The sequence below is a fragment of the Arcicella sp. GW822-FHT02H01 genome (genome assembly GCF_058802005.1).
Genome location: NZ_JBXANT010000001.1, coordinates 1,707,482 through 1,727,791, shown reverse-complemented (window position 1 = coordinate 1,727,791; position 20,310 = coordinate 1,707,482). Strand labels below are relative to the sequence as shown.

Sequence of the window (20,310 nt, the reverse complement as noted above, 5' to 3'; positions counted from 1 at the left end):
AATTACTCAGTTATTGTCTTATTTTTGTATTATTACTAAATAAAAGCTTTAACAATGACTGATAAGGTGAAATTTGAACAAATAGATGCCGATTTTCAGGCTTCCTATCGTTATGTATCTTCGAAGAAACATTATAAGCAAGAGATTTCACTTCATTTTCATCCAGAGCTCGAAATACTGTATGTCAAAAAGGGTGCGGGATACCGTATGGTGGGCGATTTTGTCGAATCCTTCTATGAAGGAGAGGTTATTTTTGCCCCGTCTAACTTGCCGCACTGTTGGATGTTCGATCCTTTGACTTGTCATCCCGATGGTTCCAGAGAAGTACTGTTTGTACAGTTTCATCCATCGTTTTTAAGCAGTGGACTAGCGTTTTTCAGTGAATGGGGTTCTTTAATCAATAGATTACGGGCTATTCAGCATGCGGTGAGGGTAGTGGGCGAAACCGCCGAGAAGATAATTGTGATACTAGAAAAAATGTATCATGAAGATAATATTTCAAGATTGATTTCCTTGATGAAACTGATAAGCTTGCTCGAAAAACAGGAAGACTTTTTAATAATTGGTCCCAACAACAAGGTGTCAAGTGGTATTAGCAAGAATATGAAGCGTATGGAGTCCATTGTAAAATATATCATGGAAAACTATCGTGAAAAAATCCCTTTAGAAAAGATTTCAGAAATAGCCTCTATGAGTCCAGCAGCCTTTTGTTCTTTTTTTAAGAAAGAAACAGGCAAAACATTTACTACTTATCTTAATGAATATCGTTTAGGAATGGTCTGTTCTATACTAGATGCTTTCCCTGATACAAAAATTAATGAAGCCGCATGGAGATGTGGTTTTGTAGATATCAATTACTTCAATAGGTATTTTAAGAAAGCAAAAGGGGTAAGTCCGCAAATTTGGATGAAGTCTTTAATAAAGTAGATTTCCATGTTGTATTAATAAAAAGAGCAAGCCTCTAAAGCTTACTCTTCAAATTATATCGTTAAAATCAGAGGATTATACTATTACTTTATCTTGTTTCCTTTCATTCTGCGTACTTTTACTTTCATGTTTGTAAAAACGCTTCTTGAAAGCATAATACGTACCCTTGGTTTTTTATAAACGACAAGGTACTTGCTACCTTCGTAATCTATACGAGAAAACATAGGATTGCCATTAGGATCAACCAATTGATAATAATATTCTCCTTTTTCGCCAGCTACTGGGCCAAATCTTAAAGAACTTTCTTCATTACTTTTTTCAAAGGCAATCATTAAATGTCCGTTGTTTTCTACTTGTACTAAACCGGGCGTGTTTTTTTCTAGTGTAATCCTATTGATATATCTTCCATTTTTGAAAACCACCTTTCCAGATTTAATATTGGCATCAGATGATGGCACTTCTCTTTCTAAATAAAGGGGATTGTCGTTATAAAATTGAATTCTAGTAAGGTCAAGTTCATTCTCTTGAAGTTGGTGCATTAATGAACCTGTCAAATAAACGTTTTTTTGACAGCTTGTTAGAGATAGGATACTAATGATGAACAGAATCTTTTTCATTGCTTCTGGTGAATTAGTTAAAAGGCGTGACCATAAAAGTAATCAAAAAGTTAATTAAATTCCAAATTTCCTATCATTATCAATATGAAAATTATGAGCTATTGGAAAAAAACAAACATTAGTGATATACAATGATATTTTTAGGTAACTAATTCAAAAAAATAATTAGCTATAACAGTACTTTTAAGGCAGAGGTTTATTTTTTTATTATGATGAATCCTTACTATATATAATATAGTAAGCTATCTCAGCTTTATTAAAAGATTAGGAAACTAAGATGTGTTCAATTAAATAAACTTGCGTTCCTAACAAACGAGCCGATTCACCCAAAGACGATACTTCAATATTTAAATTACTCTTGAAATCGACCAAGCAGTATTTATTAATAGCTTGTTCTATTGGATTACTGATGAATCGCCCAGCTTTTGCTAGAATACCATTGATAACGATAGCTTCTGGATTAAATAAATGTACAGCGATAGATAAGCCCTTACCCATTTCCTTCCCAATATCATGTAGTAAATCAATCGCCAAGGCGTCGCCACCATTGGCCACTTCAATCACCAATTCAATATCAATATCAGCCAGATTAGCTTTGGCAAGTCTGGAAACTTTTCCTTCTTTTAAACATTCTTTTACTCTCCGAATTAATGATGCTGCCGAGGTGAGGGTATCCAAACACCCAACTTTGCCACATGAGCATAGTTCACCATTTTCCTTTACTTGAATATGTCCTAATTCGCCCGCAAAACCAGTTGAGCCTTGAAATACTTTTCCATTTAATACAATACCTAATCCGACTCCACCCCAATCCATGTTGACAGACAATACATTTTGCATTCCTTTTGATAACCCAAATTGGTTTTCGCCAATGATAGTCGCTTGGGTATCATTAATAAGGTAAAAAGGAATAGAAAAATTGTTTTTGAGCCATTCAACCAGCGATTGGTTTTCAGGATTTATTTTTCTGTAGGTATAATTATAGCCATTGTTTGGATTAATCAATCCGGGCATAGAAATGCCAATGCCGATGATTTCCTGTAACTGAATGTCAGATTTTAATAAGATGGTATCAATGGAAGTACAGATTTTATCTAAGATAGCTGGATTGTCTTCTAAACAAAAATGAATGTCTTGTTCAAATACTACTTGATTTTGCAAATTGATAATGGCTGCTTTAGAACCATGAATAGCAATATCTAAGATAATAGTATAGCGTTGTTTAGGATTTAAGGTATAAAGAATAGGCTTTCTTCCAAACTGAGCTTCCGCAGGACCGATTTCAACAATCCAACGTTCAACCATCAATTCTTCGAGCAATGCCGTAACAGAGGGAACACTGGTATGGATCTCTTTAGTTAACTGAGCAATTGTTTTATTACCATTGAAGTATAAGTCTTGTAATATTTTACGTCTTAAGCTATTTTTTTTCTTATCTACGATGGACTCTTTATCAAATACTTCTATCTCAGAAGATTCTAGGGAAGGAAAAGACATGTTTGAATAAATGGAGTTTATGTGAAAAATAAGGTTATCAATCTTTGGCTTTTATATCTCGATAAATAGTCATATTAAAACGAATTATCTGATATAAAAGCGATAGTTAAATGGGTTTCATTACAAAAGAACAAAAAAATAATTTCCTCTACAACCGAGCTATCCTTTACCTAATTTATTTTTTAAATACTTTTTAATAATTTTTACTAATTACCAAAATTCTAAATTTATCGATTGGTGTAAAATAATCTTAAATTGTGTAATATGTTTCCGATTAAAAGAAATTTTTACATTTTTTTTTACTTTTTTCAATTATTTTGGTTAGAACTTATAGTATTTTCTTATATTTATTCACTTTTTAGATTATGTGTCGAAAATCTATATTTTAAATAAATTTATTATGTATTAAATATATATAAATTTTATTTACAAATAAAGAGAATTGTGCTAATTTAAATTAAATAAATAGTATTTCTCAACAACAAAAGTGGGCTGGGCTGTGTGACTAAAACAAATCAATTAAGCAACAAATTAATTAATAAATAAAGTTATGTACTCCAAAACCCAATTCCCTCCTTAAAGTCATTATTACATTTTTTTGGTCTAGGCCAAGTTTATTAAAGAAGTCTATTTTTCACTGTAATCTTAAAAAAAATGAAAGCATGCAAAAGTAATTTTACTATGTTAATTACTGCATTACTACTCTTTTCAAGCTCACAGCTTTTTGCTCAGGCTATAAAAGGTAAAGTAACCGACAGTAGTCAATCACCATTGGTAGGTGTTAACGTCCTTATCAAAGGAACTGCCAAAGGAACAGTTACCGATGTTTTAGGTAACTATACGCTCAATGTACCAAAAGGTAGTACATTGATTTTTCGCTCGCTAGGATTCGCTACTAAGGAAGTAGAAGTTGGAGACCGCGCTGTTGTTGATGTTGTGTTAGAAGCTACGGCTGAAAGTCTTGATGAGGTAGTGGTAACTGCCTTAGGTGTTCAGAAAGACAAGAAAGCGCTTGGCTATGCTGTAAGTGAGTTAAAAGGTAGCGAGTTTACGCAAGCTCGTGAATTAAACCTTGGTAATGCCCTTTCTGGTAAAATTGCAGGGGTGAATGCTACGAGTACTGCTACAGGTCCTGGTGGTTCTAGCCGTGTAATCATTCGTGGTAACGGTTCTTTGGGTGGTAACAACCAACCTTTGTATGTAATCAACGGTGTTCCTATGGACAACTCTAACGTAAACTCTGCTGGTATGTGGGGTGGTTTCGATACAGGTGACGGTTTGAACTCAATCAACCCAGATGATATCGAATCTGTTACAGTATTAAAAGGTGGTGCATCTGCTGCCCTATACGGTTTCCGTGCTGGTAGTGGTGTAATTTTGATTACTACTAAAAGTGGTAAAGGACAAAAAGGCTTAGGTGTTGACTTCAACTCTACTTATACTGCTGAAATGCCATTGAAGCTATCTGATTATCAATATCAATATGGTTCTGGTACGCGTGGTGCAAAACCAACAACTGCTGCCGAAGCTATTGATGCTGGTACAATGTCATGGGGTGCTAAGTTAGATGGCTCTTCAGTAATCCAAGCTGATGGTGTTGCTCGTCCATACGTAGCTCAAAAAGATAATATCAAAAACTTCTACAATGTAGGAAGTACATTCTCTAACACGCTTGCAGTATCGGGTGGTAGCCAGAATTTGAATTTCCGTTTCTCTATGTCAAATGCAGATTCAAAAAGTGTTGTTCCTAACTCTACTTTCGGACGTAAATCATTTAACTTGAGTACAAACGGAAAACTTTCTGATAAAATTGTATTTGAAAGTGTTGTACAGTACAACGTTGAAAAAGGTGAAAACCGCTCATTCTTGTCTGATACTCCTAAGAACCCTAACGTAGCGGCTCAATTATTGGCTACAAGTATCGATATTCGTACTTTGGCTCCAGGTGTTGATAGCCGTGGTTATGAATCACTTTGGAATAGTAACGTGTATTCTCAAAACCCATATTTTGCTACTACTAAAGTAAAAAATACTGATGATCGTAACCGTTTCATGGGTTCATTTAACTTACGTTATAACTTCAACGATAATTTCTATGCAAAAGGTCGTTTAGGTACAGACTATAACCAATTGAAATTCTGGCAAATAGAGCCTACTGGTCTTGCATATAGCACACTTGGTAGCATGAGCCAAAGCGAGCGTAAAATTATCGAAACTAACGCTGAGGTGATTTTAGGATTCCAAAAAGAAATCAGTAATCTATCGATTAACGCTTTTGTTGGTGGTAACAAGATGTTAAGAACGAATGAATCTACAGGTATTAGCGGTAGCCAGTTTAACGTTCCATTCAACTATTTCCCAAGTAACTTGATTTCAAGTAACTGGAACTATGAATATAAGAAACGTGCTGTAAACTCTGTATATGGTTCTGCTGACTTTGGTTACAAAAATATTTTGTTCTTAACATTGACAGGTCGTAACGACTGGTTCTCTACATTAGATCCTAAGAACAATAATATCTTCTATCCAGGTGTAAGTACAGGTTTTGTATTCTCTGACGCTTTAGCTGAACGTCCAAACTGGTTGACTTATGGTAAAGTACGTGCTTCGTGGGCTACTGTAGGTGGTGGATATCCTGAAGAATATGCATTGAACTTGCCATATACTTTGCAGTCAAATCCATATTTCTCATATCCATTGATGAATATCGGTAGCAACACAATTCCAAACTCAACGTTAAAACCAAACTCTACTACTACATCTGAATTAGGGATTGAGTTGAAAACTTTGAACAATCGTTTAGGAATCGATTTAACATTATATAACCGTGTTACTACTAATGATGCTGTTAAAGCTTCTGTTTCTTCAGCAAGTGGTTACCAAGATGTATTGTTGAACGTGGGTCGCGTTGAAAACAAAGGTATTGAAGTATTGTTAACTGGTAACCCAGTAAGAACAAGTTCATTCAAATGGGATGTTAGTTACAACTTAGCATACAATGATAATAAAGTAGTAACGATTGCTCCTGGTTTGAAAACACTTTCAATGGATGAGTCAAGAACTCGTAACGCTTATATCTATAACTTTGAAGGACAAGCATACGGTATGATTGCTGGTTACAAAGCTAAGAGAGATGCTGCTGGAAATATTGTTTATAACAAAGCTACTGGTTTACCAATCCAAGGAGAATTTACACAAATCGCTAGAGGCGTACCTCCAGTAACAATGGGTTTAACTAACTCGTTTAGCTACAAAAACTTCAACATGAGTTTCTTGATTGATGCTAAATTTGGTGCTTCGTTATATTCAGCAACTAATGCTTTTGCTACTAGATATGGTTTGGCGCAAAGAACTGCTGAAAATGGTATCAGAGAAACTGGTGTAACAGTAAAAGGTGTTGATGAAAATGGTGAAGCATTTACTAAAACGATTTCTGCACAAGATTACTTCACTGGTATCTCAACTACTATCACAGATGAGTTTGTTTATAATGCTAATTACGCAAAGTTGAGACAATTGACATTTGGTTATACTTTCCCTAAATCAGTATTGGGTAAATCACCAATTCAATCATTAAGTATCTCTTTTGTAGCTCGTAACTTGTTGATGTTGTTCAACAACGTGCCAAATGTTGACCCAGAATCTACTTACAACAACGGTAACGCTCAAGGTTTAGAAATGTTTGGTGTGCCAACTACACGTAGTTTCGGCTTAAACTTAATGGCTAAATTCTAGTTTTTTTACTCAAAACTTTTGAAATAATGATTAGATATATAAAACAAAAAAGAGGATTAATGCTAACAGGTATGCTTACGGCTGCCTCATTGTTAGTGTCATCATGCGATAGTGGTTTCGAAGAAATGAACAAGAACCCTAACGCACTTACTGACCCAGTTTTAGAAAACTTGTTTACTTATAACATCGTTAAAACTGCTGGTACTGGATACGAAAACCACCGTGCCAATTTGATTTACTGTGGTGCAATGATTCAACATTTTGCTTCATTGACTACTTACTGGTCGGGTGATAAATATTTATCGAATGTTGAATACTATAGTGCTTATTTTGATACTGGTTACCAAAACCAAGTAAAAGAAATTGAGCAAATCGTAGCGTTAACAAAAGATAATACTGCGTTAAGTAACAAATATAACATTGCTAGAATCTGGAGAGCTTATATCTATAGTCGTATGACTGACCTTTACGGAGATATTCCTTACTCTGAAGCTGGTAAAGGCTATTTGAATAACGTGTATTCTCCAAAATATGACAAGCAAGCAGATATTTATGCAGACTTGTTGAAAGAATTGGAAGCGGCTGGTACTGCTTTAGATGCTTCAAAAGCAACTTATGGTACTGCTGACCCTGTATATGCTGGTGATGTTGCAAAATGGAAACGTTTTGCTAACTCATTGATGCTTCGTTTAGGTATGCGTTTGACTAAAGTTGATGCTGCTGCTGCTCAGACATGGGTGAAAAAAGCTATCGCTGGTGGTGTAATGCAAAGCAATGATGATCTTGCTAAGATTAATCACCAAAATACCAACGATAACAACCGTAATTTAGATGGTAATACCTTGAGAACACAAGAGTATGATGCAGCTAACTTGAAAGGTAAAGCGAATAGCAAATTGAGTAATACGTTTGTTTCTTTCTTGAAAAACAACAACGACCCTCGTTTGCCATACATTGCTACTTTGTGGCAAGGAAATGCTGATGCAACACAGTTGCCAACAAGCTCTCTTCCTGCTGTACAAAAAGGCTTACCAAATGGTTATGACAATACGACAATCAAAACGTTGATTCCTACTTGGGGCGACAATTCTTTGGCTGAATATTCTGAAGCAAACCTAAACTATATCGCTAGTCCAGCAGCTCCAACAGTATTCCAATCGTATGCAGAAGTTGAGTATCTATTAGCTGAAGCTGCAGTTCGTGGTTGGGGCGATGGCCAAGCGGCTACTCACTACAACAAAGGTGTTACGGCTGCTATGAAAATGTTTAGTTTATATGGTGCAACTATTTCTGATGCAGAAGTTACTACTTATTTGGTAGCTCACCCATATACTGCTACGACTACTGATGCTCAGATGCAACAAATCCATACGCAATATTGGGCTGTTAACTTCTTGAACTCTTATGAAGCGTATGCAAACTGGAGACGTACTGGATACCCTGTATTGACGCCGACTAACTATGTAGGTAACGAAACTGCTGGTGTTATTCCTCGCCGTTTAAAATACCCTCAGTCGGAAGCAAGTAAAAATGCTGCTCAGTACAATGCAGTAATTGCACAACAAGGAGCTGACTTGTTTACTACTCGTATGTGGTGGGATAAATAATAATAATATTCTTTTGAGCTTTAGGTTAACCAAACCTAAAGCTCTTGTGTACAACTTATAATATTGAAACTATTGTCAAAATGCCTCTGTTTACGGAGGCATTTTGAGTGATAGAGAAGTTCTAAATTTTGTATCTTAATTATATTAAGTTATATTTTGATTTGTAATACTCCCTAACCAATAATTCATCACAAATTTAGAAGCGTATGAAATTGACTTATGCATTGTTCCTACAAATGTTGTTTGGGTTAATTACAGTCTCTGTAAACGCCCAATTCAGGTTTGTACCCTCCACGGAGTCTGGTGTAACTTTCGTGAATCAGTTGACAGAAACCGAAAAAAAGAATGTATTAGCTTATGAATACTTTTACAATGGTGGTGGCGTAGCGGTTGGCGACTTGAATAACGATGGATTACTCGATTTGTATTTTACAGGTAATATGGTGCAAGACCATCTCTACCAAAATTTGGGTAATTTGAAGTTTAAAAATGTTACTCAACAAGCAGGAATAAGTAAAGGTAATGGCTGGAAAACAGGTGTAACCCTAGTAGATATTAACCAAGATGGTTGGCTAGATATTTATGTATGCTATTCTGGAGATGGTGATGCAAATTCCCGACGCAATAAGCTGTATATCAATCAAAAAAACTTCATTTTTCAAGAAAAGGCCTCAGATTACGGCCTTGATTTACCCACGAATTCTACCCAAGCTGCATTTTTTGATTATGACAAAGACGGTGATTTAGATTGCTTTTTACTCAACCATAGCATCAAAGATTATAAACGCTTTGATGCCTCGGTGCTAAAATCTCAGCGTGACGAAACCGCTGGTGACCGTTTGCTCAAAAATGAAAAGGGAAAGTTTGTAGATGTTAGTATACAGGCTCATATCAAAGGTAATCCTTTAGGTTTTGGATTAGGTATCGCAATTGCTGATATTAACCTTGATGGTTGGCCTGATATTTATGTTTCAAACGATTATATCGAACAAGACTATCTGTACATCAATAATGGCGATGGTACTTTTACCGATAAATTGGAGGAGTCAGTTGGACATTTGAGCCAGTTTTCAATGGGTAATGAAGTGGTAGACATGAACAATGATGGTCTACCTGACATTTTCACCCTTGATATGCTTCCTGAAGACAATCGCCGACAAAAGTTGTTGTATGGCCCAGAGAATTACGAAAATTATAAAAGTATGATTCGCAATGGTTTTTATCATCAGATTATGCGGAATATGCTTCAACTCAATAATGGTGATGGTACATTCAGCGAAATTGCTCAGCTAAGTGGTATCTCGAATACAGACTGGAGTTGGTCGCCATTAGTGGCTGATTTTGATAATGATGGCTTTAAAGATTTGTTTGTTACCAATGGATACCTCCGTGATTATACCAACATGGATTTCATGAAGTTTTATGCAGACAAAGAACTCAAAGCCGCTCAGGGAAGTCCTACTGCCATGATGGATATTTTGAAAGAAATGCCTTCTACGGCTACTCAGAACTATATTTTTAGAAATAACGGAAGGTTACAGTTTGAAAATAAAACCAAAGATTGGCACTGCGATCAGCTTTTGTTGTCGAATGGAGCAGTATATGCAGATTTGGATAATGATGGAGACCTTGAAATTATTACCAATAACGTTAATAAAGAGGCCGCAATTTATCAAAATGAACAAACCTCACAGCATTACCTAAAAGTACAACTTGACGATATGGGTAAAAGTAGTACGTATGGTGCCAAAGTTTGGGTATATAATCAAGGAAAAATGCAATATCGTGAGCATTACCCAACCCGCGGATTTCAATCATGTATGTTGATGCCCTTGCATTTTGGCATAGGTGAACATACTTTAATTGATAGCGTCAAGGTAGTTTTTGCTAATCAGCGTTCTCAGCTATTTAAATCAGTAAAGGCAAATCAAGTTTTAAACGTAAGTCCAGAGAAAAGCGTTAAAGACTTCCTTCCAAAAGCTACAGTCAGTTTATTTGTTGCAGTTAAAAAAGATACAATTCCCTATGGAAACGTGGAGGATGATTATAATGACTTCAAACGCCAGTTATTATTGCCCAATATGCTGTCATATATTGGTCCGAAAGTAGCCAAAGGGGATGTCAATGGTGATGGTTTAGAAGATATCTATATCGGAGGTTCAAAAGGACAATCAGGGGCTATTGTACTTCAACAGGCAGATGGTTCATGGATAGGGACTGAACAGGCAAGTATAGACTCAGATATTATGTGTACGGATACTGATGCTTTATTTTTTGATGCAGATAAAGACGGTGACCTTGATTTATATGTCGTAAGCGGAGGTTATGCTTATTTACCAGATGATTTATTACTGCAAGATAGGCTGTATCTCAATGATGGAAAAGGGTCTTTTAAAAAAGCAGAAGATAATCTAATTACGGGTGATGTGAATAGTGATGCCTGTATAACTGCCCTAGATTTTGACCATGATGGAGACATAGATTTATTCATTGGTGGGAGAGGAGTCCCTGGTGCATATCCACTTGCAATATCAAGCAGATTGCTCCAAAACGATGGGAAAGGTTTTTTTACAGATGTCACCAAAACACTAGCCCCAGCCTTTGAAAAGTTAGGGATGGTTACGACTGCTCAAAGCTTAGATATTAATAAAGATGGTTGGGACGACCTTATTATTGCTGGTGATTGGCAACCCATTACTGTCTGGATTAACAATAAAGGTACATTTATTCAAAATACTAATGCTATCGTAGGGAGTGAATTGAAAGGTTGGTGGAATACGATGGAATTAGCCGATTTAGATAACGATGGAGATTTGGATGTGATTATGGGCAATTATGGCTTAAACAATCAGCTAAAACCTTCAGACAAAGAGCCTGTATCTTTAGTTTATGGCGATTTTGACCAAAATGAAGCAATTGACCCATTTCTTTGTTATTATGTTCAGGGAAAAGCATATCCTTTAGTCAGTCGTGACGAAGCCTTGAATCAAGTATTTGCCTTGCGTAGAAAATTTACAACCTATGCCGCTTACGCCAATGCCGAGCTAAAAGATATGCTAAATGCGGAGCAACTCAAACTAGCAGATACGTTAACAGCGAATACTTTTCAATCGGTTGTACTAGAAAACAAAGGAGATGGCACATTTAAGCCTATATACTTGCCTATTGAGGCACAATTTGCCCCCGTTTATGCCATTAGTTTAATAGATGCAAACAAAGATGGCCTAAAGGATTTGATACTAGCAGGGAACCAGTTTCATAGCCGTATCAAAATAGGGAAGATGGATGCTAACTATGGAATGCTGTTCTTAAATAAAGGTAATTGTCAATTTGAATATTTACCACAATCTCAAACAGGTTTGCAGGTGAAAGGAGAAGTGAGAGATATTGTAATTACGAAAAATAAAAAGGGACAACAGCTACATTTTTTTAGAAATAACGATACCATTTCGACTTATCAATTAAGGAATAATAATTAGTATAACTTATAACCTAACCACGCATAAAAAAATATTAAAATGAAAAAACAGGGTTTTATCTATGTAATAATATGTTTGGGAATGTTATTACAAACTAGCTTATATGCTAAAGAGACGCCTTCTCTGACGGATACAAAGGCTTATGTAAAAGCTTTAAAGCAACTTACCGACGTCATGGTGAGCGATGTTACGGGCCCCTGTGCAGCCGCACGTTATTATGCTTATGCCAACTTAGCACCCTATGAAATTTTATCACATAATGTTGCTAATGTCAAATTAAGGAAATTGAAAGGGAAGTTAAATGCTTATCCTAATTTTGATGATTTAAAATCTGCTGTACCCATTGCAGAAGATTTTGCGGCTATTTATTCGCTGTTAAGAATGGGCGAAGATTTGTTGCCGTCGGGATATACTTTAGAAAGTGCTCGTAAAGAATTAGTGAAAAATGTTGAACAATCTCGAAAATTAAGTCCACAAACCTTACAAGTCTCTATTGCTTATGCCGATTCTGTCGTAAAACGCTTAGTGAAATACGCAGCGAAGGACGGCTATGTAAAAACGAGTGGTTATTTAAGATATACGCCTATCAATAAAGAAGGTTATTGGCAACCAACACCGCCTGCATATACAGAAGCTTACGAGCCACATTGGCGTACGCTCCGTCCTTTTGTGTTGGATAGTGCCGCTCAATTCAAGCCACATCCAGCTATTCCATATAGTAAAGATAAAAATAGTGCCTTTTACGGAATTGTAAAAGAAGTGTATGATGCTACGATACATCTTACCAAAGAACAGATTCATATTGCCAGTTTTTGGGATTGTAATCCTTTCTTCTTGAATCAAAAAGGGCATGTTAGTTTTGGTACCAAAAAAATATCTCCAGGCGGACACTGGATGGGCATTACTGGAATAGCTTGTTTACAGAAAAAAGTCAATCTAGCCGAAGCAGTACGTTGGCATGCGATGGTCGGTATTACGATGGCTGATGCTTTTATTTCTTGTTGGGATGAAAAATATAGAAGTAATAGAATTAGACCTGAAACTGCCATCAATCAGCAAATAGATCCTAATTGGAGAGGATTATTACAGACTCCGCCTTTCCCTGAATATACCAGCGGACATAGTGTAATCTCTTCGGCAGTGGCAACCCTTCTGACGCATTTAGTGGGAGATAATTTTGTCTATACGGATGTTGTAGAAGTAGAATTTGGTATTCCAAAACGTTCGTTTAAATCCTTCAAACAGGCTGCGGCGGAAGCGGCTATTTCTCGATTCTATGGAGGTATTCACTTCAAAGATTCTATAGAATATGGGGCACAACAAGGAGCTAATATTGGCAACTTTGTTATTAAAAAAGTGATTACTCAATAGGTCATGGCTTAAAACGTATATCAAAACGGGTAATATTATTTGTAGAAGATTTGTCAACTTTTAAAAGTTGACAAATCTAAATCCAGATTATCTAATAAAGAAAACTATTAAATTTTTTCTACAACCTTCCCCTGTGCATCAAAAAGGTAATCTTTTTCGCTAGCCTCATCTTCACAATCAACCTTTTCTTAGTCTCATTTAACCTCAGCAGTCAGAAGATGTCTATAATGACAGATAGTAGATTTCATTTGTTTATTGTTTTAGATTGACGATGCAATAGTATAAAACAATGTTGTAGCAAATTTGGAGCAATCAGCAAATAATAATGATTTTTTTCCCCTTATAGACCTATCTCGTGGAGCTATTTACTCAAAAAAATGAAAAGATTGACGATTTATAATAGCTGGTATAATTTTTTAATAAATATGCTTACTACACTTACCAGCTTATCTGCCTGAATATGGTAATATTCACTACAAAAATTATAGGATTTTTTTGCGAATGATTAATAAAGATAGAGTCGTCATCCATTTTATAACATCAACACACATATCATGAAAATTACCAATGAAGAAATATTGAAAGGCTTGATTAATATCTTTAAAATTAATCGTCAACGTATAGAAGTGTATTGCAAACTGTCTGAGACAGTCTATACGCCAGAATTGCAACAACATTTTAAAACACAAGTGGATGAATCGACCTCTTTACTGAATGAGTTGAATCCAATCTTATATCAATCGCTTGAAAATCCAGAAAATCCTGTTCTTTATGAAGATTCGGAAATAGACCAATCTGTGTTCTATTTTGGAATGGCACGTGCTTCAAATAATATAAGAACGGTAATGATTTCTTGCCAGTTCGGTGATGAGTTTTTGATTAAAACTTATCAAAGAGTTTTAGGCTTTTTAGAAGTAAATCACGTATCAGCTTTAAATGATGTGTTGTCTGACCATTTGAAAAGCATCGGACATACTGACTTTAATATGGAGAATATGTTTTCATGTAATCTGACGATGAAGTATTTTAAATTGCAGTAGGTGTTATTATAAAAAATATTTAATACTATTGACCTAACTTCTTTTGCTATAAACATTTAATTCCTTTGGGATTTGAAACTACAAAACCGTTAAGATTTAAATGTTTATAGCAAAAAAACAATCCTCTAACCTATTTACGATAATCCAACGCAGGTTTTCTATCTCCCAATAAAGCTTCGTATTTAAAATTAGCGCCTCTTTTTTGTTCCCACTCAGCTTTTGCTTTGTCGATTAATGTTTGGTCTTTCAAAAGATCTATGGCTGTACAAGCAATGGTTTTAGCCGCCACAATCATTCCTTTTTGCCCAATACCCATACCACTCGCCGCTGTTGACTGCCAGCTATGTGCCGATGAACCTGGAACCCAAGTAGCAGTTTGCAGACCTACCGTCGGAACTGTCCAGCTAACATCACCTACATCTGTAGAGCCTCCACTTGTCGCACTTTCGGCACCATCACGAAAATCCTTTACTTGTGCCGCATTTTCGATAGGTTGTTTTTGTTCGCCAAGGGTTTCGCTGAGTGATAAGGCAAACTTCTTTTCTTCGTCATTGTAAATTACGCCTCCTACTTTAGCTAAGTTAGCATGCATTACATTGGCCAAAGTAATGTTTGGTAATAAGTTAAATACGCCTCCTAATACTTCCCATTCTACTTTAGTACCAGTTCCCAAAGCAGCACCTTGTGCCGCATTTTCAATGCGTTTCCAAACACTTTTTAATATTTCACGGTCTTTATGACGAGCATAATAATACACTTCTGCATAGGCAGGTACTACGTTTGGTGCATCGCCACCTTTAGTGATAACATAATGAATACGAGTATCCTGAGGAATATGTTCACGCATCATATTTACCATCATGTCCATGGCTTCTACACCGTCCAAAGCAGAGCGTCCACGTTCAGGTGAAGCCGCCGCGTGTGAGGCAATTCCTTTGAAACGAAATTTAGCATTTTTATTGGCTAAAGAAGTACCTGCATCGGCTGAGTTTACTGCACCTGGATGCCAATGTAATACTACATCCACATCGTTGAAGAAACCTTCACGCACCATATATACTTTCCCTGAACCTCCTTCTTCAGCAGGACAGCCGTAAATTTTGATGGTTCCTTTCTGACCTGATTTTACTAGATAGTTTTTTACCTCAACCGCCGCTGCTACAGAAGCGGTTCCGAATAGGTTATGTCCACAACCGTGTCCACCTTTTTGGTTAGGAATAGGACTTACTTCTGGAACTGCCTGTTGTGCTAAGCCTGGTAGGGCATCATATTCACCCAAAATACCAATAACGGGCTTGCCTTCTCCAAAAGTGGCTACAAAAGCTGTAGGAATGCCTGCAATGCCTGCTTGTACGGTAAAGCCTTCTTTCTTGAGTTGCTCTTGCAAAAGCAAAGAGCTTTTTTCTTCCATATAGCCCAATTCTGCAAAATTCCAGATTTGCTTCGATATACCAGCGTATTCATCAAAGCGTTTATCGATGTTGCTGATTACCGTTTGTTTATCGGCATCAGTAGCAACTGGGGCTGTTTTTTTCTTTTGGGCATTCCCCAAAAATGACATTAGCGTGAGGGCTAGTAATAATGGTTTTTTCATAAAGTGATGATAGTTTGTTAATTATACTGCAAAAATTACATCTTCGTTAGGTACTCTTATCCTGTCTGAATAAATACCTTCTGATTTACCGACGCCACAAGCAATTATCATATTGATTTCGGCAGCAGAAGGGAGTTTCAAAATCTTCTTGACTAAATCGCTATCAAAACCTTCCATTGGACAAGTATCATATCCATCTGCCGCCATGCTCAGCATAAAAGTTTGGGCTGCTAACGCACATGATTTATGACACATCACGCGCTGGTCGCCATGATTGCGAATACGCAAAAAGGGTTTATTAAAACCCATGAAAAAAACAATAATGCTACGTATAAGCGTATTGATTCCAAAAAAATCGTTGCGATATACTAAGGGCATCAATTTTTGATAATAAGCCAAAGCTCGCTCATCTTTCTTGGTTAATGTTTTGCCTTCAAATTGTTTGTGTAGATTAGCTAAATTCCATTGTACTCTCTCTTTCCATTTATCTTGGCGAGTAACAAAAACTACTAATTGATTGGCTGTTTTTGCCGCCGATTGCCCCATACAAGCTTTGTTAAGGGCTTCATGTACACTTTGTGTTTTTACTTGATAAAATTCCCAAAGTTGCATATTGCTACTATTGGCAGAAAGTACGGCAAACGATAAGGCTTTAGAAACTACTGAATCATCGAAAGGAGCATTGTTATCAAAAACTCTTACAGAGCGACGTCTCTCAACAATACTTTTAAAAAGGGAGTCAGACATATATGGGAATTAGGATAATTTGTAAGTGTAATTTACTCGAAAATCCTTAAAATAAAAAGCTAGTCCTTTGGAGACTAGCTTTTGAGATTGATATATGCATGATATTATTTTTTCCACTGCAAGGTATTTACCAGATGAATCACATCCTTTTTTAGGTATTCAATAACTGGTTCCAGAGAGTCACTTTTGAGAGCTGTATTAAAATACAATGCCCCACGTAAATAGTGTTGAGTAGAATCTGTGGTATAAAATTGCAGGTAAGTAGGTACTTCTCCTTCAAGCTGTATCAACATTGCTTTTTGTTTTGCTCCCGTCGTTAATACATAATTTTGAATAGATGAAGCTTTTTGATTATGTTTCGCCGCTAATTTGTAGGCATCATCAATGAGCTTCGATAATTTATTGGGGTCATTATTAAGGTCCTTATAGGTTAACTGAATCACTGCTTTATAGGCTGGATAATAAATGTATATCCAATGGGGCTCTGCCCATGCAACAGTATCCGGCTTTATAATGGCTTGGCTAGAATACTGAAAAGTATAAGGATGATTTTCAAGCAACTGAACATACTTCGTAGGGGGTAAATCAATACGGTTAAACCCTTTTGGCTTAGGTACATAATCGTTATTGTCTTGCGTTTTCCTACAACTGCTTAGGCTCAAAATAAGAAAAGTGCAAGCCAATAGACTTGCACTGCTATAAAAAAGAAATCTTTTTTTAATCATCATAAATAGTATCAATCAAAATTATCAACAAAAATAAGCCGATAATTTAGTTAATAGATTAATCGCCAAATATATTTCCTAAACCACCTATCACAGAGCCACTCTCTTTATTCGTATTGCCTCCGTATGGCGATAAAGTGCGGATTAATTTTGATAATGGCATCGACTGAATCCAAACACGACCAGTTCCACGAACGGTAGCCAAGAAGATACCTTCTCCTCCAAAAACCATCGATTTTAGGTTTCCAGCCTTCTGAATATCATAACTTAGTGTCTGTTCAAAGGCAACAATACAACCTGTATCTATTCTTAAGGTTTCGTTATTTAATCTTTTTTCAATAATTGTTCCACCAGCATGCACAAAAGCTAAACCATCACCTTGTAGTTTCTCTAAAATAAATCCTTCGCCACCAAACAAACCTGCTCCAATTTTCTGATTGAAAGTGATTGAAATTTGTGTCCCTAAAGCTGCACACAAAAAGCTATCTTTTTGGGCAATTAAGGTATTTCCAGGGAGTGTCGAGAGGTCAATCGGTATAATTGTTCCAGGGTGTGGTGCCGCAAAAGCTACTTTGCGTTTCCCATAACCACGGTTGGTAAAATGTGTCATAAACAAAGATTCACCTGTTAACAAACGCGAACCTGCTTGAAATAATTTACCTATTATCGAATTATCAGCACTAGAACCATCACCCATTTTTGTTTCAAAAACGATACCTTCTTCCATATAACACATCGTTCCAGCTTCTGCAATAACGGTTTCATTAGGGTCTAGTTCTACTTCTACCAGTTGGATGTCTTCTCCTATAATTTTGTAATCTATTTCGTGAGATCTCATGACTTTACCTTTTAGATTTTGATTGTTTATTTTGATTCAAAGTAAATTCTATCGTGTCAAATGATATTATTATTTTGGATAATAGGCAAAACAAACTTTTGATTGGATTTTATGGCATACTTTCTTGAAAATTGCCTTGCTTGTGATACGCCATGTTCAACGTTCCCTGAACAACATCAATAAACTGTTTTTTCAAAGACTCAATATCATTAGTAGTCATTCCTATCGTTTCAATGGGCTGATGAACAATTACTTTAATAGGCTTGGGAGATAATAAATACTCACCATCTTTCAACACATGGAAATTATTAAGAAAAGTAATGGGTACTACAGGTACTTGCTGGCTAATAGCCATTAAAAAACCTCCGTCTTTAAGAGGAGTATGCATTTGAGGAGGATGCTTGGTTTTAATACCACCTTCGGGAAATATAATGACACTTCTCCCATTTTTTAATGCCCTAAGCGAGCGTGTTAGCGAAGTTGCACGACTTTTTTTGTCGTTTCTATCTACTTGAATATGGAGTTTCCTAAACATATAGCCAAACAGCGGTACTTTCTTGAGGGCTGCCTTGCCAACAAATGCGTAATAGTTTTGAATAACCATGCCCATAACGGCAATATCTATATAAGAAAAATGGTTAGCACAAAAAACATACGTTTTGTTTACATCAATAGGGGTTTCAAATTTAATATGGATGGGTACGCCTATTATAGGGAAATATATTTTACCCCATAATCGGTTTAGATAGTGTGCTTTGGGTTTCCATGCTTCTTTCTGTAGGAAAAGCCAGAAAAAAGGAAAAAGTATAAGGAATAAAGAAACGAACCAGAAAACAGCCCAAACGGTATATAAAATTTTCAGTATACGCATAATAGCAAAGATAATAAAATCTGCCATTCAGTTGCTTTCCAAAGTAGAAATGATTGATAATAAAAAAGGTTCAATAGCCGCCACCATTAAACCTTTTTCAGAGTAATTTTTGAATTACTTTAAGTAAATGTACTTAACTTGAGGTAACAAAAGCAAGAGAAAGTACACTTTCGCAGAAATAGAATGATGAGGTCAGTTTTAAGGGTTGGACGAGTGAAAAAATGCTTTAAAATGAGAAATTTCAGGGTAAGAATTAAAAAAAACCGTTCAAGTGCAGAACGAAAAAGGTTCTCAAAATATAAATTTTGAGAACCTCCTAAAATTATAAGCTATAAATACGGATGTACTAAATACCCATCATGTCTTTAAACGCAACAGAGTTTCTTGTTGAAATCTCCAATTCTATTCCATTATTTAGTACTACTTTCATACCGCCTTTGTAGTAAGAATCTATCTCAGCAATGTATTCTGTATTGATAATTTGCTGGCGATTAGCTCTGAAAAATGTGTTCGGGTCTAAACGCTCCTGAATTTTGTTCAGCGAACGGTGAATCATCGGTCGGTTATTCCCGAAATGGAAACGGCAATAGTTCCCCACAGACTCAATCATGTATATTTCAGTAAGACGAACAAAGTAACATTTGTCTCCATCTTTCAAGAATATTCTTTTATCAGGTGGAAGTCGCCCTTCAGATACCGCTTCAGAGATTCGTGTTTGTTGAATTTCAGCACGGATTTTTTCTATCGTTCTCGCAAGTCTTTCGGCTTTCATGGGCTTCAATAGGTAGTCCATTGCTTCCGATTCAAAAGCTTGAATAGCATATTGGTTGTATGCTGTTACGAATACAATTTTAGGAATGAACTCAAGCTCATCCAATAAATCGAATCCGTTTTTTTCAGGCATTTCAATATCCAAAAAAATTAAATCAGGTTGTAGTCTATGGATTTTTTCAATAGCATCGTCCACATTTTCAGCTTCATCAATTATTTGAATATCCTGATAATCTTGTAATAAATACTTTAATTCTTGGCGAGCTAACCTCTCGTCATCCACCAAGATAGTCTTAATTTTCTTACTCATTGGCTTAATATTGGACAAGTCTTGATTTTGGCGGTCAACAGCTCTTGGAGAGTAAGGTTTTCTATTAGCCATCTCGCTTAACTGATTTGCAATAATTAATATAGGTCATCACCTGTGAGCCTTTCAGGGGTAGTTCTAGTACTTACCTAGTATTTTCCGCTAATATAGCAAATTACATTTC

14 protein-coding genes are annotated in these 20,310 nt (G+C 36.1%); 6 read left to right on the top strand and 8 right to left on the bottom strand.

What is annotated here, in order from left to right:
• The first annotated feature begins 54 nt into the window (after positions 1-54).
• On the top strand, positions 55-927 hold the full coding sequence (locus AC1RNE_RS07360) for a helix-turn-helix transcriptional regulator (RefSeq protein ID WP_492800375.1): 873 nt from the start codon (positions 55-57) through the stop codon (positions 925-927).
• A gap of 83 nt (positions 928-1,010) precedes the next feature.
• Here AC1RNE_RS07360 and AC1RNE_RS07355 read toward each other — a convergent pair whose 3' ends face one another.
• Both AC1RNE_RS07355 and AC1RNE_RS07350 read right to left on the bottom strand, forming a co-directional pair.
• Entirely contained in the window at positions 1,011-1,544 is a 534-nt protein-coding gene (locus tag AC1RNE_RS07355) for a hypothetical protein (RefSeq protein ID WP_492800374.1), read from the bottom strand.
• A 264-nt stretch (positions 1,545-1,808) separates the two neighbouring features.
• Positions 1,809-3,041, bottom strand: coding sequence for an ROK family protein (locus AC1RNE_RS07350; protein WP_492800373.1), 1,233 nt, complete (start codon positions 3,039-3,041; stop codon positions 1,809-1,811).
• A gap of 654 nt (positions 3,042-3,695) precedes the next feature.
• Here AC1RNE_RS07350 and AC1RNE_RS07345 point away from each other — a divergent pair.
• From AC1RNE_RS07345 to AC1RNE_RS07325, 5 genes are all read left to right on the top strand, one after another.
• Positions 3,696-6,776, top strand: a complete 3,081-nt coding sequence (locus AC1RNE_RS07345) for a SusC/RagA family TonB-linked outer membrane protein (RefSeq protein WP_492800372.1) — start codon at positions 3,696-3,698, stop codon at positions 6,774-6,776.
• Between the two features lie 26 nt (positions 6,777-6,802).
• Positions 6,803-8,383, top strand: coding sequence for a SusD/RagB family nutrient-binding outer membrane lipoprotein (locus tag AC1RNE_RS07340; protein ID WP_492800371.1), 1,581 nt, complete (start codon positions 6,803-6,805; stop codon positions 8,381-8,383).
• 206 nt (positions 8,384-8,589) lie between these two features.
• Positions 8,590-11,862 (top strand): VCBS repeat-containing protein, encoded by a 3,273-nt coding sequence (locus AC1RNE_RS07335; RefSeq protein ID WP_492800369.1) that lies wholly within the window; start codon positions 8,590-8,592, stop codon positions 11,860-11,862.
• Positions 11,863-11,901: 39 nt separating this feature from the next.
• Positions 11,902-13,233, top strand: a complete 1,332-nt coding sequence (locus tag AC1RNE_RS07330; protein ID WP_492800368.1) for a vanadium-dependent haloperoxidase — start codon at positions 11,902-11,904, stop codon at positions 13,231-13,233.
• Positions 13,234-13,787: 554 nt separating this feature from the next.
• Positions 13,788-14,273, top strand: coding sequence for a hypothetical protein (locus AC1RNE_RS07325; protein WP_492800367.1), 486 nt, complete (start codon positions 13,788-13,790; stop codon positions 14,271-14,273).
• Positions 14,274-14,403: 130 nt separating this feature from the next.
• Here AC1RNE_RS07325 and AC1RNE_RS07320 read toward each other — a convergent pair whose 3' ends face one another.
• The 6 genes from AC1RNE_RS07320 to AC1RNE_RS07295 all read right to left on the bottom strand — a co-directional run bounded on the left by AC1RNE_RS07320 (position 14,404) and on the right by AC1RNE_RS07295 (position 20,201).
• The gene (locus AC1RNE_RS07320; RefSeq protein WP_492800366.1) at positions 14,404-15,867 is read right to left on the bottom strand and encodes an amidohydrolase; all 1,464 of its coding nucleotides are present in this window, start codon (positions 15,865-15,867) and stop codon (positions 14,404-14,406) included.
• Between the two features lie 21 nt (positions 15,868-15,888).
• Positions 15,889-16,614, bottom strand: coding sequence for a nitroreductase family protein (locus tag AC1RNE_RS07315; RefSeq protein WP_492800365.1), 726 nt, complete (start codon positions 16,612-16,614; stop codon positions 15,889-15,891).
• A gap of 104 nt (positions 16,615-16,718) precedes the next feature.
• Positions 16,719-17,342, bottom strand: coding sequence for a gliding motility lipoprotein GldD (gldD, locus tag AC1RNE_RS07310; RefSeq protein WP_492800364.1), 624 nt, complete (start codon positions 17,340-17,342; stop codon positions 16,719-16,721).
• A 55-nt stretch (positions 17,343-17,397) separates the two neighbouring features.
• Complete coding sequence (locus tag AC1RNE_RS07305; protein ID WP_492800363.1) at positions 17,398-18,177, bottom strand: TIGR00266 family protein; 780 nt, start codon at positions 18,175-18,177, stop codon at positions 17,398-17,400.
• A 109-nt stretch (positions 18,178-18,286) separates the two neighbouring features.
• The gene (locus AC1RNE_RS07300) at positions 18,287-19,075 is read right to left on the bottom strand and encodes a lysophospholipid acyltransferase family protein (protein WP_492800362.1); all 789 of its coding nucleotides are present in this window, start codon (positions 19,073-19,075) and stop codon (positions 18,287-18,289) included.
• Between the two features lie 319 nt (positions 19,076-19,394).
• The gene (locus tag AC1RNE_RS07295; RefSeq protein WP_492800361.1) at positions 19,395-20,201 is read right to left on the bottom strand and encodes a LytR/AlgR family response regulator transcription factor; all 807 of its coding nucleotides are present in this window, start codon (positions 20,199-20,201) and stop codon (positions 19,395-19,397) included.
• Positions 20,202-20,310: the final 109 nt, after the last annotated feature.

Excerpts from the sequence above, each read along its gene's own strand:
- AC1RNE_RS07360 (WP_492800375.1), top strand. The coding sequence starts at position 55 with ATGACTGATAAGGTGAAATTTGAACAAATAGATGCCGATTTTCAGGCT.
- AC1RNE_RS07355 (WP_492800374.1), bottom strand. The coding sequence starts at position 1,544 with ATGAAAAAGATTCTGTTCATCATTAGTATCCTATCTCTAACAAGCTGT.
- AC1RNE_RS07350 (WP_492800373.1), bottom strand. The coding sequence starts at position 3,041 with ATGTCTTTTCCTTCCCTAGAATCTTCTGAGATAGAAGTATTTGATAAA.
- AC1RNE_RS07345 (WP_492800372.1), top strand. The coding sequence starts at position 3,696 with ATGAAAGCATGCAAAAGTAATTTTACTATGTTAATTACTGCATTACTA.
- AC1RNE_RS07340 (WP_492800371.1), top strand. The coding sequence starts at position 6,803 with ATGATTAGATATATAAAACAAAAAAGAGGATTAATGCTAACAGGTATG.
- AC1RNE_RS07335 (WP_492800369.1), top strand. The coding sequence starts at position 8,590 with ATGAAATTGACTTATGCATTGTTCCTACAAATGTTGTTTGGGTTAATT.
- AC1RNE_RS07330 (WP_492800368.1), top strand. The coding sequence starts at position 11,902 with ATGAAAAAACAGGGTTTTATCTATGTAATAATATGTTTGGGAATGTTA.
- AC1RNE_RS07325 (WP_492800367.1), top strand. The coding sequence starts at position 13,788 with ATGAAAATTACCAATGAAGAAATATTGAAAGGCTTGATTAATATCTTT.
- AC1RNE_RS07320 (WP_492800366.1), bottom strand. The coding sequence starts at position 15,867 with ATGAAAAAACCATTATTACTAGCCCTCACGCTAATGTCATTTTTGGGG.
- AC1RNE_RS07315 (WP_492800365.1), bottom strand. The coding sequence starts at position 16,614 with ATGTCTGACTCCCTTTTTAAAAGTATTGTTGAGAGACGTCGCTCTGTA.
- gldD (WP_492800364.1), bottom strand. The coding sequence starts at position 17,342 with ATGATGATTAAAAAAAGATTTCTTTTTTATAGCAGTGCAAGTCTATTG.
- AC1RNE_RS07305 (WP_492800363.1), bottom strand. The coding sequence starts at position 18,177 with ATGAGATCTCACGAAATAGATTACAAAATTATAGGAGAAGACATCCAA.
- AC1RNE_RS07300 (WP_492800362.1), bottom strand. The coding sequence starts at position 19,075 with ATGGCAGATTTTATTATCTTTGCTATTATGCGTATACTGAAAATTTTA.
- AC1RNE_RS07295 (WP_492800361.1), bottom strand. The coding sequence starts at position 20,201 with ATGGCTAATAGAAAACCTTACTCTCCAAGAGCTGTTGACCGCCAAAAT.